The 15,355-nt window shown below is 50.8% G+C and carries 14 protein-coding genes; 5 read left to right on the top strand and 9 right to left on the bottom strand.

Going from position 1 to position 15,355, the window contains the following annotated elements; all coding sequences use genetic code 11:
• Positions 1–6: 6 nt before the first annotated feature.
• The 3 genes from ubiE to udp all read right to left on the bottom strand — a co-directional run bounded on the left by ubiE (position 7) and on the right by udp (position 3,182).
• Positions 7–762 (bottom strand): bifunctional demethylmenaquinone methyltransferase/2-methoxy-6-polyprenyl-1,4-benzoquinol methylase UbiE, encoded by a 756-nt coding sequence (gene ubiE, locus DY231_RS22380; RefSeq protein WP_034492146.1) that lies wholly within the window; start codon positions 760–762, stop codon positions 7–9.
• Between the two features lie 90 nt (positions 763–852).
• The gene (gene rmuC, locus DY231_RS22385; RefSeq protein ID WP_115631931.1) at positions 853–2,286 is read right to left on the bottom strand and encodes a DNA recombination protein RmuC; all 1,434 of its coding nucleotides are present in this window, start codon (positions 2,284–2,286) and stop codon (positions 853–855) included.
• A gap of 134 nt (positions 2,287–2,420) precedes the next feature.
• On the bottom strand, positions 2,421–3,182 hold the full coding sequence (udp, locus tag DY231_RS22390; RefSeq protein WP_034492150.1) for a uridine phosphorylase: 762 nt from the start codon (positions 3,180–3,182) through the stop codon (positions 2,421–2,423).
• A 267-nt stretch (positions 3,183–3,449) separates the two neighbouring features.
• Here udp and DY231_RS22395 point away from each other — a divergent pair, with 267 nt between their 5' ends.
• From DY231_RS22395 to DY231_RS22405, 3 genes are all read left to right on the top strand, one after another.
• Positions 3,450–4,277, top strand: a complete 828-nt coding sequence (locus DY231_RS22395) for a dienelactone hydrolase family protein (protein WP_115631587.1) — start codon at positions 3,450–3,452, stop codon at positions 4,275–4,277.
• A gap of 361 nt (positions 4,278–4,638) precedes the next feature.
• The gene (locus tag DY231_RS22400) at positions 4,639–5,505 is read left to right on the top strand and encodes a hypothetical protein (RefSeq protein WP_115631588.1); all 867 of its coding nucleotides are present in this window, start codon (positions 4,639–4,641) and stop codon (positions 5,503–5,505) included.
• 2 nt (positions 5,506–5,507) lie between these two features.
• Positions 5,508–5,972 carry a DUF1240 domain-containing protein gene (locus tag DY231_RS22405; RefSeq protein WP_115631589.1) on the top strand — a complete coding sequence of 155 codons (465 nt, stop codon included), beginning with the start codon at positions 5,508–5,510 and terminating at the stop codon, positions 5,970–5,972.
• 82 nt (positions 5,973–6,054) lie between these two features.
• On the opposite strand, the gene metE is transcribed toward DY231_RS22405, so the two are convergent.
• A complete protein-coding gene (metE, locus tag DY231_RS22410; RefSeq protein ID WP_115631590.1) occupies positions 6,055–8,316 on the bottom strand; it encodes a 5-methyltetrahydropteroyltriglutamate--homocysteine S-methyltransferase in 2,262 nt (753 codons plus the stop codon).
• A 125-nt stretch (positions 8,317–8,441) separates the two neighbouring features.
• Here metE and metR point away from each other — a divergent pair, with 125 nt between their 5' ends.
• Positions 8,442–9,395, top strand: a complete 954-nt coding sequence (gene metR / locus DY231_RS22415) for an HTH-type transcriptional regulator MetR (RefSeq protein ID WP_115631591.1) — start codon at positions 8,442–8,444, stop codon at positions 9,393–9,395.
• Here the strand turns inward: metR and DY231_RS22420 are convergent.
• The 3 genes from DY231_RS22420 to pldB all read right to left on the bottom strand — a co-directional run bounded on the left by DY231_RS22420 (position 9,283) and on the right by pldB (position 12,127).
• Positions 9,283–10,182 (bottom strand): carboxylate/amino acid/amine transporter, encoded by a 900-nt coding sequence (locus DY231_RS22420; RefSeq protein WP_115631592.1) that lies wholly within the window; start codon positions 10,180–10,182, stop codon positions 9,283–9,285. The genes metR and DY231_RS22420 overlap by 113 nt on opposite strands.
• A gap of 112 nt (positions 10,183–10,294) precedes the next feature.
• A complete protein-coding gene (gene yigL, locus DY231_RS22425) occupies positions 10,295–11,101 on the bottom strand; it encodes a sugar/pyridoxal phosphate phosphatase YigL (RefSeq protein ID WP_034492166.1) in 807 nt (268 codons plus the stop codon).
• Between the two features lie 33 nt (positions 11,102–11,134).
• On the bottom strand, positions 11,135–12,127 hold the full coding sequence (gene pldB, locus DY231_RS22430) for a lysophospholipase L2 (protein WP_115631932.1): 993 nt from the start codon (positions 12,125–12,127) through the stop codon (positions 11,135–11,137).
• A 78-nt stretch (positions 12,128–12,205) separates the two neighbouring features.
• On the opposite strand from pldB, the gene rhtB reads away from it, so the two are divergent.
• Positions 12,206–12,826 (top strand): homoserine/homoserine lactone efflux protein, encoded by a 621-nt coding sequence (rhtB, locus tag DY231_RS22435; RefSeq protein WP_034492168.1) that lies wholly within the window; start codon positions 12,206–12,208, stop codon positions 12,824–12,826.
• Here the strand turns inward: rhtB and rhtC are convergent, their stop codons facing one another.
• Both rhtC and recQ read right to left on the bottom strand, forming a co-directional pair.
• Positions 12,827–13,450, bottom strand: coding sequence for a threonine export protein RhtC (gene rhtC / locus DY231_RS22440; RefSeq protein WP_115631933.1), 624 nt, complete (start codon positions 13,448–13,450; stop codon positions 12,827–12,829).
• 67 nt (positions 13,451–13,517) lie between these two features.
• Positions 13,518–15,344, bottom strand: coding sequence for an ATP-dependent DNA helicase RecQ (gene recQ, locus DY231_RS22445; RefSeq protein WP_115631593.1), 1,827 nt, complete (start codon positions 15,342–15,344; stop codon positions 13,518–13,520).
• Between the last annotated feature and the right edge of the window lie 11 nt (positions 15,345–15,355).

Below are 15,355 nucleotides of genomic sequence, written 5' to 3' on the forward strand. Positions count from 1 at the left end.
TCCCTGTCAGAATTTATAACCACGGTGCAAAGCAACAACGCCAGCGGTCAGATTGAAGTAAGTGGTGTTCTCAAAGCCTGCATCTTCCATCATCGCTTTCAGCGTTTCTTGATCCGGGTGCATGCGAATCGACTCCGCCAGATAACGGTAGCTTTCTGCATCCTGCGCCACGATTTCACCGATACGCGGCAGAATATGGAATGAGTACGCGTCGTAGGCTTTACTCAGGGGTTCGATAATCGGTTTGGAGAATTCCAGAACCAGCAGGCGACCACCTGGCTTTAATACGCGATACATAGAACGCAGAGCTTTCTCTTTGTCTGTCACATTACGCAGGCCGAAAGAGATAGTGATGCAGTCAAAGAAGTTATCCGGGAATGGCAAAGCTTCGGCGTTAGCCTGAACATAGTTCACATTGCCAACCACACCGATATTGCGAAGTTTCTCGCGGCCCATTTTCAGCATTGAGTCGTTGATATCTGCCAGAACCACTTCACCTGTTTCACCGACCAGACGAGAGAATTTAGCGGTTAAATCACCGGTGCCTCCCGCTAAATCGAGTACACGCTGACCACGACGGACACCACTGCAATCAATGGTGAAACGCTTCCAGATGCGATGGATGCCGAATGACATCAGATCATTCATTACGTCGTATTTTGCGGCCACAGAGTGGAACACATTAGCGACCATATCGGCCTTTTGCTCTTTCGCTACAGTGCGAAAACCAAAGTGTGTTGTTTCCTGGGATTCTTCAACCATCTCAATGCCTGCTTGTCCAAAAAATGTTTGTGAAGTGTAACAGAATGAGGCCTAAAGCCCTATGCTTCAAGCCATGCGCTTGACCCGGGTTTAACGTTCACCCACGATATGTCGGTTATCCAAACTATTGTCAGCCAGGTTTTCTTCATCTAATTCATGCTCGTGGCGAGCTGAATTATCGTCTTCTTCAAATCTGGCCTGCTCGACCAAATCTGGATTAATCTCACGTTTAACTTCAACGCCCAGGCCACGAAAAGCATCGGCCTGCACGAGAATATTGCCACGTCCCGAAGCGAGTTTTTTCATCGCCTGTCGATAGTTATCCTGCGCTTTATCGAGGCTCTGGCCTATCGCCGACATATCATCAACAAAGAGGCGCATTTTGTCATACAACCGACTGGCACGTTCGGCAATTTGTTGCGCATTCCGGCTTTGATGTTCATAACGCCACAAATTGGCAACGGTTCTTAATGCCACCAACAATGTGGTTGGGCTAACCAGCATGATGTTATTTTTGAGCGCTTCACTGATGAGTTCAGGCTGGCGGTCAATCGCCAGTAAAAATGCAGGTTCGACGGGGATAAACATCAACACATAATCCAGCGAACGCAAACCCGGTAACTGCTGATAATCTTTGCGGCCCAGCATACGAATGTGATTACGCATCGCTGCAATATGTTCATTGAGCGCACTTTCTCGCGTTAACTCGTCGTCGCCATTGTAATAACGTTCATAGGCCACCAGCGTCATCTTGGCGTCGATCACCACATCTTTGCCTTGCGGCAAACGTACGATGACATCTGGCTGCATACGGCTGTTATTTTCGAGCTGGATATTCACCTGAGTTTCGTATTCATAACCTTCACGTAAACCGGATGCTTCCAGTACGCGGGTCAATACGACCTCGCCCCAGTTACCCTGCGTTTTGTTATCCCCTTTCAGGGCTTTGGTGAGGTTAAGCGCCTCTTGCGCCATCTGAGAATTTAGCTGCTGAAGGTTGCGGATCTCGTGAGTCAGCGTGTGCCGCTCGCGAGCCTCCTGCCCAAAGCTTTCTTGCACCTGGCGGCGAAAGCCATCCAGTTGTTCGCGCAATGGCGACAGCAAGCCATTCAAACTTTGGCGGTTTTGTTCTTCAACTTTTCGGCCGCTTTGTTCAAAGATTCGGTTGGCAAGGTTTTCAAATTGTTCGCTGAGGCGTTGTTCGCTGTTAAGCATCTGGCGATGTTTATCGTCAGCATTAAGACGGGTTTGCTCAAGCAACGTGGAAAGCTCACGGATGTCTGCTTCCTGCGCACTGTTGATTTCTAGCTGCGTGCGCAATTCGCGATTGAGTTGCTCACACTCTTCTTTCCAGTGCTGATTTTGCTGCAACTCCTGCCGGGAGGCAGTCAGTTCACCGTAGATTTCTCGTTGTTCTTCATACAGAGCGGATTGCCGCTGCGCTGCCCGCAAACTTGCCAGCAACCAGCCGGTCAGAACCCCAGCCAGCGCAATACCAGTCCCGAATAAAATAGAAATATCCACAGTCACTCCCAAAAAGTCATGCCAGGCATCAGCAAAATAAAATTCTGCTGTATAAATGTCCAGATGAAAAGGGATTTCCTGCGAGGCGTTACGCAAAGCGTAAAAATAAGCCGGCTTGCACCGGCTTTAGGGGATTAAATTAAGCGACGAGCCGCTTCGACCACGATTTTCACCGCGTGGCTTTCGGTTTTCTTCATGGTTTCCGCGTTAGGAATTTCTTGCTGGGTACGGTTCACAATCACGCCTGCAACCATACCGGCACGCAGACCCTGGCTTGCGCACATGGTCAACAGTGTGGCGGATTCCATCTCATAGTTCATCACGCCCATCTGCTGCCACTCTTCCATGGAGCCTTTGTAGCGGTTCACTACGCGGCCTGAGAAGGTGTCGTAACGCTCCTGGCCCGGGTAGAACGTATCGGAAGACGCCGTCACGCCAATGTGCGTGGTCGCGCCGATAGATTTCGCAGCTTCAACCAGTGCGGTGGTACACGCAAAATCAGCAACCGCAGGGAATTCCATTGGCGCGAAGTGCAGGCTGGCACCATCAAGGCGCACAGAAGCCGTAGTCACCAGAACATCACCAACATTGATATGTGGCTGAATTGCACCGGTCGTGCCAATACGCAAGAAGGTACGAATGCCCAACTGCGCCAGTTCTTCCACAGCGATAGAAGTAGACGGACCACCGATACCGGTTGAGCAGACGATCACTGGCTTGCCGTCTAACTCAGCACGCCAGGTAGTAAATTCACGGTGGGCAGCCAATTTGACCGGCTTGTCCATCAGTACAGCGATTTTTTCAACTCGCTCAGGGTCGCCCGGGACGATGGCAAGTGTTGCCCCCTGCAGGTCGCTTTTAGTGAGGCCGAGGTGAAAAACATCAGACTTGGACATAACAGACTCCTCTGTTTAATAGGTTGGCTTGCATTGCTTAGAGGTACTGTACAGAACCCCGACAAAGAATTTCGTGACGCATTTCACTTTGAATGAAACAAGTTACATTATTTTCAACTGAAATAGTGATGAAAATCACATTTATGCAGATATTCATTCATTGCGCTTATACCGAAACAACTGACACCGACCCCCCCCCAAATTCATTCAATTTGCACGGGGTTGGCTATAGTTACCGCTGTGCGCTATTAAAAAAGGATAATGACAATGAAAGAAGAACGACAATCAGGTCAATCGCCGGGCGGAAATTTCGCACCCGCGGCCTCCCCTCTTGCTTCCACTGTATTACATACCCCGGACGACAGAGTTTTGGCAGGGGAAACCTCTATACCCACTCAGGGCGAAAACATGCCCGCTTACCACGCCAGGCCGAAAGGTGTTGAAGGCTCTTTACCGATCGTCATTGTGGTGCAGGAAATTTTCGGCGTACATGAACATATTCGCGATGTCTGCCGTCGCCTGGCGTTAGAAGGCTATCTCGCTGTCGCGCCGGAACTCTACTTCCGCCAGGGCGATCCTAATGATTTTGCTGATATTCAGACGCTGTTTAGCGGGCTGGTTTCTAAAGTTCCCGATGCGCAAGTTCTGGCAGATCTCGACCACGTTGCCAACTGGGCAGCGAGAAATGGCGGTGATGCGCACCGCCTGATGGTGACTGGTTTTTGTTGGGGCGGACGTATCGCATGGTTATACGCCGCGCATAATCCGCAATTGAAAGCGGCGGTCGCCTGGTACGGTAAACTGGTGGGAGAAAAATCGCTGAATTCTCCTCATCACCCGGTCGATGTGGCTATCAACCTTAATGCACCAGTACTCGGACTATACGGCGGGCAAGATACGGGAATACCGCTGGATACCGTAGAAACCATGCGCCAGGCGTTACGCGCAGCGAATGCTAACGCGGAAATTATCGTCTATCCCGAAGCAGGCCATGCCTTCAATGCAGATTATCGTCCAAGCTACCATGAAGAATCAGCAAAAGATGGCTGGCAGCGTATGCTGCGCTGGTTCGAGCGTTACGCGGCCAAGAAGTAACGGATTTCGCCCTGGTACTACCGGGGCATTTACCCTATCAATAATAAGTGTATTAGCTCACACTCTTCACTCTGCTTTTTTTAATTCTGTCGCCTTCCAGCACGTTGGTGTATGGATTATTTATTACATCTGGAAGTGAAGGTGGGCTTAAGTGGGGGAAGTTAGTTCTATAGCCTGTTACATATTTTTATTTGCTTATATATTTAATCAATAATTTACAGGATGGGCATTAACTATATAAATAGTTAATAACCGGATTGATTCTATAAATAATTTGCATCCCTTTATTCTTAAGAACAGAATCTAAAAATATTTTGTTTACAGCACATTTCTTAAGAAACCATGATAAAGGGAATAAGTCATGTCAGAACTGAGGCCGCATAAACCCAAAGACTATTTGTTAGACGAGCATACCTTTAGCTCCTATCCCAGCATGAACCCCGCAATGCGTGATATGGCCGTAATGAATGGTTCATTTATTACAGAAAGTCGCTACATTATGTTGCTGACACTGGATGAAGCACAAAGTGTAGTAGATGAACTTCTCGGCAAAGTTGATTATATGTTCTCTTACCGGGCTGGCCCCGGGAATATCAAAGACGGTCTGGATGGCTTTCGAACAGCCAGTAAATTGATGACATACCATAATGAATTTGGAAAACTCGTTATCAGATTCCAGTCACTGGGAATCAGAGCGCTAAAATGCCGTATAGGCGGAACGGATTATATTAAGTTAACAGGCTACCCTGCATTACGGCGTGTTCTCAATGGCACTCGTTATAGTTTACGCAATCCACAAATACTGGAAATGGGGATTGGAATACGTGGACTCGGTTCTTCAATTGTTAAAGGCACTAAATTTTGTATTTGTTGCTCACTTGCCTGGCGAGCCGTAGAGCTGATATTTAAATCGAATTATGATCTGGTTGATTTTTTAGTTGATGTCACGATGGACGTGGCAAAGATTATTGTGTCGAGTGTGGCGGTTGGGGTTGTGGGTGGGGTTGCTGTTTTGGCAAGTCTGCCGGTAATTGTTACAACATCTGTTGTTATCATAGCAGGTATAGCTCTAAATATAGGATTAAATGCATTAGATGATCAGCTTGGTTTATCTGCCAGCCTAAAAGAAAAATTACGCATTGCCCTGGCAGAAGAGCAACGGATCAACGAGTGGAATCAACAGCATTCTTCACCATTTTTAAACTTACTCGCGAATACATCGGACTAAAAATGAGCAGAGAAACTATTTTAGAATGGCTACTGTATCGTGGCGCTGCTTTCGTTTTGATTCTCATAATGTACGCATTACTTTATTTCATATTGTTTTCCGTACCGATGTACGATCTCCGATCATTATTATTACATAATGAGATCATTGTTTATCATGCTAAAGCTGTCGCTTGTGTAGGGGCCATACCTCTTTGCATCTATTCTATATTCGTTGCTCTTCGAGTATTTTTTACCAAAGGAGTTAAACCACCTACAACACAAACCTCTATTGGTAAGGTCTGTAGCGGCGTTTGTGTCATTGTAACTTTCTTATCATTCATCATCGCATTCTTAATCCCCATCGGATTAATGTTTTCACCTTATAGCAATTGCCCGCAAGAAAAACTCGGCAATTATTATGTCACTGATTTGGAACTCTGTAAGACCATCGAACCCAGAAACTGGAAGATAGAGAAAAAGCAATAATGCCGGATGAGGCTGTGCTTATCCGGCATAAACGTTTAAATTTTGTAGGGTGGATAAGCGCCAGCGTCATCCACCGGTTTACTTAAGCGTTACGCAGATTCTGTGCCGCTTTCACCATGTTTGCCAGTGCCTGGCGAGTTTCCGTCCAGCCACGGGTTTTCAGACCGCAGTCCGGGTTCACCCACAAGCGTTCTGCCGGAACAGACTCTGCCGCGTTCCTTAGCAGAGCTTCAATCCATTCCACACTCGGCACATTCGGTGAGTGAATGTCATATACGCCCGGCCCGATTTCGTTCGGATATTCAAACTCTTTAAACGACTCCAGCAAGTCCATATCCGAACGTGATGTTTCAATGGTAATCACATCTGCATCCAGCGCCGCAATGGAATCCATGATGTCGTTGAACTCGCAGTAACACATGTGAGTGTGGATTTGCGTGTCGTCTCGCACCACGGCGGCGTTCAGGCGGAAAGCTTCCACACCCCATTCCAGATATGCCTGCCAGTCGGACTGGCGCAGCGGTAAACCTTCGCGCAGTGCCGGTTCATCAATCTGAATGATGCCGATACCTGCGGTCTCGAGATCCTCCACTTCATCCCGCAACGCCAGAGCGATTTGTTTCGCGATGGTTTCACGGCTCACATCTTCGCGCGGGAATGACCAGCACAAAATCGTCACCGGGCCGGTCAACATGCCTTTTACCGGTTTATCCGTCAGAGACTGGGCATACTTCGCCCATTCCACAGTGATCGCTTCCGGGCGGCTGATATCACCAATCACAACCGGCGGTTTCACGCAGCGGGAACCGTAGCTCTGAACCCATCCATTTTGGGTAAACGCGAAGCCGTCGAGGTGCTCGCCGAAATATTCCACCATATCGTTACGCTCTGCTTCACCATGCACCAGCACATCGAGGCCTAAACGTTCCTGCTCGGCAACAGCCTGTTTGATGTGTTCCGCGATGCCGGTGCGGTAATTATTGGCATCCAGGTTCCCTTTCTTGAAATCGAGGCGCAGACCGCGAATTTCAGTGGTTTGCGGGAACGAACCGATGGTGGTCGTCGGCCATGCTGGTAAGTTAAAGCGCTGACGCTGGGCCTGAGCACGAACGGTATATTCGCTCTGACGTTGGCTATCTTGCGCGGTGATTTTTGCCAGGCGCTGTCCTACTGCTGCGTTATGTACGCGCTGTGAATGGCGACGAGCCTGAATCGGCGCACTCCACTCTGCCAGTTTTTCTGTGTTGCCACTGTTCAGCGCATCAGTGAGCAAAGACAACTCGGCACATTTTTGCAGAGCGAAGGCAAACCAGCTTTTTACTTCTGCATCCAGACGAGTTTCAACGTTCAGGTCGATTGGGCTATGTAACAACGAGCAAGAAGAGGCGACCCAAAGATCACGCTTGCCCACCAGATCTTTAAGATGCGCATATTTTTCCGTTAAATCAGCACGCCAGACGTTACGGCCATTAATCACACCCGCCGACAGCAGCCAGTTGGCTGGCAGTTGTTGATGCAGTGCATTGATATCGTCTTTGCCATGCACGAAGTCGACGTGCAAACCCTGAACGGGCAGCGCCGTAATCGTATTCAGATTGGGCGTCACGCCTTCAAAATAGGTGGTCAAGAGCAGTTTAACGTTACCCGCCAGCGCATCGTAAGCCGATTGGAACGCATCCAGCCACTCCTGCGGTAACTCCAGCACCAGCGCCGGTTCGTCGATTTGCACCCATTCGATGCCGCGTTTTGCCAGTTCCGCCAGCACCTGTTGGTAAACTGGCAGAATATCTTTCAGCAGGCTCAGGCGGTCAAACGGCTCGCCTTTCACTTTACCCAGCCACAGATAAGTCACCGGGCCAAGCAGCACAGGTTTCACGTTGTGGCCGAGTGAGAGCGCTTCGTCGACTTCATCCAGAAGCTGCGTCCAGGTCAGCTTGAACTGCTGGCCTTTGGTGAATTCCGGGACCATGTAGTGGTAGTTGGTGTTAAACCATTTGGTCATTTCAGCGGCTGCGGCTGGCTCACCTGTGGGTGCGCGGCCACGACCCAAACGGAACAAAGTATCGATATCGACGCTACCGTCCGCGTTCTGATGACGAGCCGGCACATTGCCAAGCAGCAAGCTGGTGGTCAGAACGTGATCGTACCAGGCGAAATCGCCCACCGGCAGCAGTTCCACGCCAGCTTCTTTTTGTTGTTCCCAGTGGCGAGCACGCAGTTCGCGGCCCACCGCCAACAATTCTTCCTGGGTGGAGTTGCCAGCCCAGTAACTTTCTTGCGCTTTTTTCAGTTCGCGACGTAGACCAACGCGAGGAAAACCGAGGGTGTGATTTTTAATAGTCATTTTTTTACCTCATAAGATTTATGAAACCCGAAGGATTTAGCCGTCCAGATGTTTACACATCCATATTGTGCAGGTACTGTATATTCCTCAAGCGCAATTTGCTCATGCCGAAGTGAAGGACTTTCATGATCGAGATCAAACACCTGCGGACGCTCCAGGCGTTACGAAATTGCGGCTCTTTAGCCGCCGCCGCCTCCGCGTTGCATCAAACCCAATCGGCGCTCTCTCATCAGTTCAGCGATCTGGAGCAGCGGCTTGGGTTCCGCCTGTTTGTCCGTAAAAGTCAGCCGCTGCGCTTTACTCCGCAGGGCGAAGTGCTGTTGCAACTGGCAGAACAAGTGCTGCCGCAGATTAGCCGTGCGCTTCAGGCATGCAATGAACCGCATCAAACCCGGCTTCGCATCGCGATTGAGTGCCATAGCTGTATTCAGTGGCTAACGCCTGCACTGGAATACTTCCACAAGACCTGGCCGCAGGTAGATCTGGATTTCAAATCTGGCGTGACGTTTGACCCACAACCAGCTTTGCAGCAGAGCGAGTTGGATATCGTTTTAACGTCTGACATTCTGCCGCGCAGCGGTCTGCACTATTCGCCGATGTTTGATTATGAAGTGCGCCTGGTGCTGGCAACGGATCACCCGCTGGCGAATAAAACGCGTATTGAGCCGGAAGATTTGAGCAGCGAAACGTTATTGATTTACCCGGTCCAGCGCCAACGTCTGGATATCTGGCGGCATTTCCTGCAACCCGCAGGCGTTAGTCCATCGCTGAAAAGTGTCGATAACACGTTGTTGTTGATTCAGATGGTGTCGGCACGCATGGGAATTGCAGCGCTGCCGCATTGGGTAGTGGAGAATGTTGAACGCCAGGGTCTGGTTGTAACCAAAACCCTGGGTGAAGGACTGTGGAGCCGGTTGTACGCTGCCGTGCGCGATGGCGAGCAGCGTCAACCGGTGACGGAAGCCTTTATTCGCTCGACGTGTTCACACGCTTGTGAGCATCTGCCGTTTGTGAAGAACGCGGAGCGACCCAATGGCGATGTACCCATAGCGAAGCCATTATCACCGACCCACCAATAATAAAACTCGGCCAGTGGGGTTGCTCTTGCCAGATGGCGAGGTTAACCAGCAGCCCCGCCGGAACATGCACGTTGTTCATGATGCCGAGCGTGCCCGCATCCACCTGCGTGGCACCGTAGTTCCACATGAAGTACCCCAATCCTGACGCGACAACCCCAAGCCACACCAGAATGCCCCATTGCAGATGGGTCGTCGGCAGTTTTTGCGGGTTCCCAAGCGCAAACCAGGCCGTAACGGCCACGATTAAAGCCCCGAGATAAAACCATGAAAATGCGCAATGCTGTGGCATCGGGCGCGTTTCCATCAGGCGTTTGTAGCCCACCATTCCGATAGCGAAACAGAGGTTTGCCGCCTGTACCAAAAGCAGGCCAATCCAGAAGTGATCGCTAACTTTATCGTAGCGAATAATTGCCGCACCAATCACCGCAAGCCCTGCGCTTAACGCATAGCCCCAGCGCAGTTTGTTGCCACTGATCAGGTCGTAAATCAGCGTAACGTAAAGCGGCGTCATTACCGTAAACAGCAGGAATTCCGAAACGGTGAGGTAGAGGTAAGCCTGGAAACTAAACAGGTACATCACGCCGAGTTGTAACGCGCCCACCAGCATGTACAGCAGCAGCGTTTTCGCGCTGTAGCCTTTGAAGCGCAGGAACGGCAGGAACACTAACGCTGCAAGTCCGACGCGCATCAGCACGGAAAAATAGCTGTCGACATGCCCGGCGAGATATTCGCCAATCAGGCTAAAAGAGAAGGCCCACAGGATTGTGGTGATGATGAGTAACGGCACGATGAAGTCTCAACTACAGGCAATTTATTCACCATTGTAGCGAAGGGGATGAACCAGATCTGAACTATTTGGTTGACGAGTGGTGATTTATTCACCACTCGCTTTTCACGAATCAATCTTTACCGAGGAACATCTTACGCAGGTAATGTGGAACCGCGTTATCCGCGTTGGTGCCGATGACTTCCAGTTCTGGCAGCAAGTCTTTCAGGCGCTGGTGAGCGTTGCCCATGATGCAGCCTTTGCCCGCCATGCTGAGCATTTCAGCGTCGTTCATGCCGTCGCCAAAGGAAATACAGTCTTTCAGGCCGTAGCCCATCGCTTTGGATACTGCCTCCAGCGCATGGCCTTTTGACACGCCACCCGCCATCACTTCCAGGCAAGTCAGCGTCGAGAAACTCACGTTCACGCGGTCACCCCAGCGAGCGAGCAACGCTTGCTCCAGCGGCAGCAATTTTTCGTGAGAATCACAGGTGAAGAACACTTTGCTGACGCCATCGGCTTCCAGCAAACCTGGCTCAAACAGGCTGTAGTTAAACACGGCTTCTTTAAAATACTTCATCTCTTCAGGACGATGGCGGTTCATAAACCACTGGTCGCCGCGATAGACGTTGGTCACGATATCTTGATTGGTATGCACGACACCAAAGAGATCCTGAGCGATGTCATGGTCGAGATCGTGGCTGAACACCAGGTTGCCGTCAGTATCATGTACGCGCGCGCCGTTAGAGGTGATCATGTAGGCTTTGATTTCGAGGTTATCGCGAATTTGCCCCACGTCGATATGGTGGCGGCCCGTTGCGAAGACGAAATTAACTCCTTCAGCAGTGAGCAGTTTCAGCGTTTCTTTTGCATACGGAGTAAGAAGGTGATCGGGGGACAGCAACGTGCCATCTAAGTCAGACGCAACGACATGGTACATAGGATTTGGAACCTCTGGTGTTTAAGTCGGTATTTAGTTATGCCTATCAAAAAAAGCGATGATGGCATTCAGCGCTTCGGTCCGCATATCGTCCTTTTCGAACAGGATCTCATGATACGCACCGTTTATGACGTAAGGTGTTTCCCCCTCACAAGGGTTGCCCGCCGCGGCTCGAATTTCACAGAATTGATCATGCGCGCGATTATCAACTACACGTTCTTCTTCTGCTTGCAGGATAAAAATCGGCGTGGTGATAGCAGTGGCTCCCGCTAAAACCTGTTCTCCTGCGAGTATCCCTTCTCTTACCCAGTGATTTGTTGGCCCGCCAACCCGTAACGCTGGCTCGTCAGCATAAAAACGCAGGTTGCGGCGGTAACGTTCACGGCTATGAGTCAGGACATTAACGCTAAATGGTAAGGCACGCCAGCGGCCTGTTCCGATTGCATAACCTTCACGAAAACGCTGATGTCCCTCGGCCCAGTCAAGAATATGGCGCACCATCCAGTCCGGCCAGCGCAGCGCGATGCCAAACATTGGCGCACAAAGTGCAACCGCATCAAAACATTGTGAGTTTTTTTCAAGCCACAGCGTGATGATTGCGCCTCCCATGGAATGCGCTAACGCATAGCGTTTTCTCCACGGGCCATTAGCGACTTCATGTTGATAAAAGCGGTCAAAATCGTCGACATAGTCGCTAAATCTCGCAACATGGCCACGATGTGAATCCGATAGCATGCGTCCTGAACGGCCTTGCCCGCGATGGTCGATGATTAAAACATCGAATCCACAATGGAATAAGTCATAAGCCAGTTCAGCATATTTGACGTAGCTTTCGATGCGCCCAGGGCAAACAACAATCACCCGGTCATGATCCTGCGAGCGAAACCGTACGTAGCGTACCGGCACTTCGTCGACGCCTGAAAATTCACACTCTTCGCGCTGTCGCCAGAAGTCCATCAGCGGACCGGTGGTGAAAGCTGCAAAGGCGTTTTCCCTGTTTGACCATCCATTTTTATGCTGAGTCATATCGCTTTTTGTGATTCGTAGCACGCTCATCAACAATAGCGTATTGTGGCATAAAAGTGTCCATCCAGGGAATTTCACATGAGCGTTGAGTGGTGGTTAACCTATCTTTTGACCACGATAATTCTGAGTCTTTCACCCGGTTCCGGGGCGATAAATACAATGACCACCGCCATTAGCCACGGCTATCGCGGAGCAGCGGCGTCGATTGCAGGGCTGCAAACCGGGCTGGCGATTCACATCGTATTAGTTGGGATTGGCCTCGGCGCATTGTTTTCACGTTCGCTGCTGGCATTTGAAATTCTGAAATGGGCGGGGGCGGCTTATCTCATCTGGCTGGGCATTCAGCAATGGCGTGCCGCTGGGGCCATTGACTTGAACACTCTCGCCACGAGCCAGCCACGCAGTCGTCTGTTTAAACGTGCAATTTTTGTGAATCTGACCAACCCCAAAAGCATTGTGTTTCTGGCTGCACTTTTCCCGCAGTTTATCGCACCCCATGAGCCACAAGCCGCGCAGTATTTAGTGCTCGGTGTAACCACCGTAGTGGTCGATATTATTGTGATGATTGGCTATGCGACGCTGGCAACGCGAATTGCAGGCTGGATTAAAGGGCCAAAGCAGATGAAAGCGTTGAACCGTGTATTTGGCTCATTGTTTATGCTGGTTGGCGCACTCCTTGCGGGAGCACGCCAGGCATAATTAACGGGAGATGATCAGGTGAATACCGAATCCGGCAAACAATGCACCGGCAACTCCATCAATCCACTTCGCAACGCGCTGATAACCACGGCGCATTTGCGGCAGTGCGAACAAGCTGGCCACGACGGTGAACCAGGCAAAGGTTTCCAGGGCAATCATGATGAATAACCCCCAACGCTCGGCGCTGCCAACATCATTACTGACGAACAGTGAAAACACGCTGCCGAAGTAAATGATAGCTTTAGGATTCGAGAGATTGGTCAGCAGGCCTTTCAGGAAACTACGTCCGCTGCGAGCCAGCTCAACACTGACTTCTTCTGTCGGCTTAACCGTTTCTTTTTTCAATGCGCTGCGTAGCATCTGATAACCCATCCAGCACAGATACAAGCCCCCGCCGACCATAATAATACTGTGTAACCATGCCATTTTTTCAAGGATAAGGTTAAGGCCGAGTAACGCCACACCTGCCCAGACCATGACGCCGCAGGTAATACCCAGCACACCCATCATGGCTTCTTTACGTGAACGGCTAACGGCTGTCTGCGAGACAAAGAAGAAATCCGGGCCAGGGGTAATCAGTGCGACGATATGTAGAACCGCCACCGTGAGGAAAAGCATCAACATAGGAAATAACTCGCGCAAAAAATATTCAATGAAGGGTTATCCTGCCACGTTCGGGCAGGACTGGCTACTACTCATCTTCGCCGTCGACATGGCTACGAATAAGTGCCATAAACTCGCGGCCAAAGCGTTCCAGTTTTCGCGTGCCGACACCGTTAACGCCCAGCATTTCACCTGGAGAGAGCGGCATTTGTTCAGCCATTTCGATAAGTGTTGCGTCGTTAAACACCACATAGGGCGGGATATTTTCTTCATCCGCAATGGCTTTACGCAGCTTGCGCAATTTGGCGAACAACTTACGGTCGTAGTTCCCGCCGAAGACTTTCGGGCTGGATTTTGATTTGATTGCCACAATACGCGGCACCGCCAGCATTAACGGTTCTTCGCCACGTAAATACGGGCGAGCCGCGGCGGTGAGTTGCAACGCCGAGTGTTGAGCAATGTTTTGCGTCACCACGCCGAGGTGAATCAACTGGCGGATAACGCTGACCCAGTGCTCGTGGGTCTGGTCACGGCCAATGCCATAGACAGGTAATTTGTCATGTTGTAACTCGCGGATACGCTGGTTATTAGCACCGCGCAGCACTTCTACCACGTAACCCATACCAAAGCGCTGATTGACGCGATAGATACACGACAGTGCTTTTTGCGCATCCACCAGCCCGTCGTAACGACGCGGCGGATCGAGGCAAACATCGCAGTTGCCGCAAGATTGCTGGCGACCTTCACCAAAGTAATTCAACAACACCAGGCGGCGGCACGTTTGCGCTTCGGCAAATGCGCCCATCGCGTTGAGTTTGTGGCGCTCGATATCCTGCAATTGTCCGACCGGTTTTTCTTCGAGACATTTACGTAACCACGCCATATCGGCCGGATCGTAAAATAACATCGCTTCTGCGGGGAGGCCGTCACGCCCGGCGCGGCCGGTTTCCTGGTAGTAAGATTCGATATTACGTGGGATATCAAAGTGCGCGACAAACCGCACATTGGGTTTGTTGATGCCCATACCAAAAGCCACGGTGGCGACAACAATTTGCAGATCGTCGCGCTGGAATTTTTCCTGCACTTCGGCGCGAACCTGGTGTTCAAGCCCGGCGTGATAAGCGCCAGCGCTAATCCCCTTGCTTTGCAGACGCGCGGCGGTGTCTTCAACTTTTGCGCGGCTATTGCAGTAAATAATGCCGGATTTACCGCGCTGGTCTTGTACGTAACGCATCAATTGATCGAGAGGTTTAAACTTCTCCATCAGCATGTATCGGATATTTGGACGGTCGAAGCTGCTGATTTGAATAAGCGGATCGTGCAGGCCGAGTAGGCGCACGATATCGGCACGCGTGGTGTCGTCAGCCGTTGCGGTGAGGGCAATAAATGGCACCGTCGGCAGGCGTTGACGCAACTGGCCTAAAGCGGCGTATTCCGGGCGGAAATCGTGACCCCATTGTGAAATACAGTGCGCTTCATCCACCGCGATCATCGACAAATGCCACTGGCTGATTTGGTCGATGAAGTTATCCATCATCAGACGTTCTGGTGCGATATAAAGCAGGCGGATTTGCCCGGTACGGCAACCCGCCATCACTTCTTGCTGCTGTTCACGAGTTTGCGTGGAGTTAAGACAGGCCGCCGCCACACCGTTTGCCAGCAGCTGATCGACCTGGTCTTTCATCAGGGAAATCAGCGGGGAAACGACAACCGTCAGCCCGCCAAATACCAATGCCGGAATCTGGTAGCACAGGGATTTGCCACCGCCGGTTGGCATGACAACCAGGGAATCACGCCCTTCCAGCACCGTTTCGATGATGGTTTCCTGACCCGGGCGGAACTGTTGATAGCCAAAGGTATCTTGCAAAACCTGTCTGGCCAGCACTGCCTGATTAATTACTTCCGCCTGTGTCACGCTTTCCCCAC

This window comes from Buttiauxella agrestis, assembly GCF_900446255.1.
GTDB lineage: Bacteria > Pseudomonadota > Gammaproteobacteria > Enterobacterales > Enterobacteriaceae > Buttiauxella > Buttiauxella agrestis.

What these genes read in the sequence shown, in the direction of transcription:
- yigL (WP_034492166.1), bottom strand. Translation starts at nt 11,101, where the DNA reads ATGTACCATGTCGTTGCGTCTGACTTAGATGGCACGTTGCTGTCCCCC.
- ubiE (WP_034492146.1), bottom strand. Translation starts at nt 762, where the DNA reads ATGGTTGAAGAATCCCAGGAAACAACACACTTTGGTTTTCGCACTGTA.
- pldB (WP_115631932.1), bottom strand. Translation starts at nt 12,127, where the DNA reads ATGACTCAGCATAAAAATGGATGGTCAAACAGGGAAAACGCCTTTGCA.
- DY231_RS22400 (WP_115631588.1), top strand. Translation starts at nt 4,639, where the DNA reads ATGTCAGAACTGAGGCCGCATAAACCCAAAGACTATTTGTTAGACGAG.
- metE (WP_115631590.1), bottom strand. Translation starts at nt 8,316, where the DNA reads ATGACTATTAAAAATCACACCCTCGGTTTTCCTCGCGTTGGTCTACGT.
- rhtB (WP_034492168.1), top strand. Translation starts at nt 12,206, where the DNA reads ATGAGCGTTGAGTGGTGGTTAACCTATCTTTTGACCACGATAATTCTG.
- metR (WP_115631591.1), top strand. Translation starts at nt 8,442, where the DNA reads ATGATCGAGATCAAACACCTGCGGACGCTCCAGGCGTTACGAAATTGC.
- udp (WP_034492150.1), bottom strand. Translation starts at nt 3,182, where the DNA reads ATGTCCAAGTCTGATGTTTTTCACCTCGGCCTCACTAAAAGCGACCTG.
- DY231_RS22395 (WP_115631587.1), top strand. Translation starts at nt 3,450, where the DNA reads ATGAAAGAAGAACGACAATCAGGTCAATCGCCGGGCGGAAATTTCGCA.
- DY231_RS22405 (WP_115631589.1), top strand. Translation starts at nt 5,508, where the DNA reads ATGAGCAGAGAAACTATTTTAGAATGGCTACTGTATCGTGGCGCTGCT.
- rhtC (WP_115631933.1), bottom strand. Translation starts at nt 13,450, where the DNA reads ATGTTGATGCTTTTCCTCACGGTGGCGGTTCTACATATCGTCGCACTG.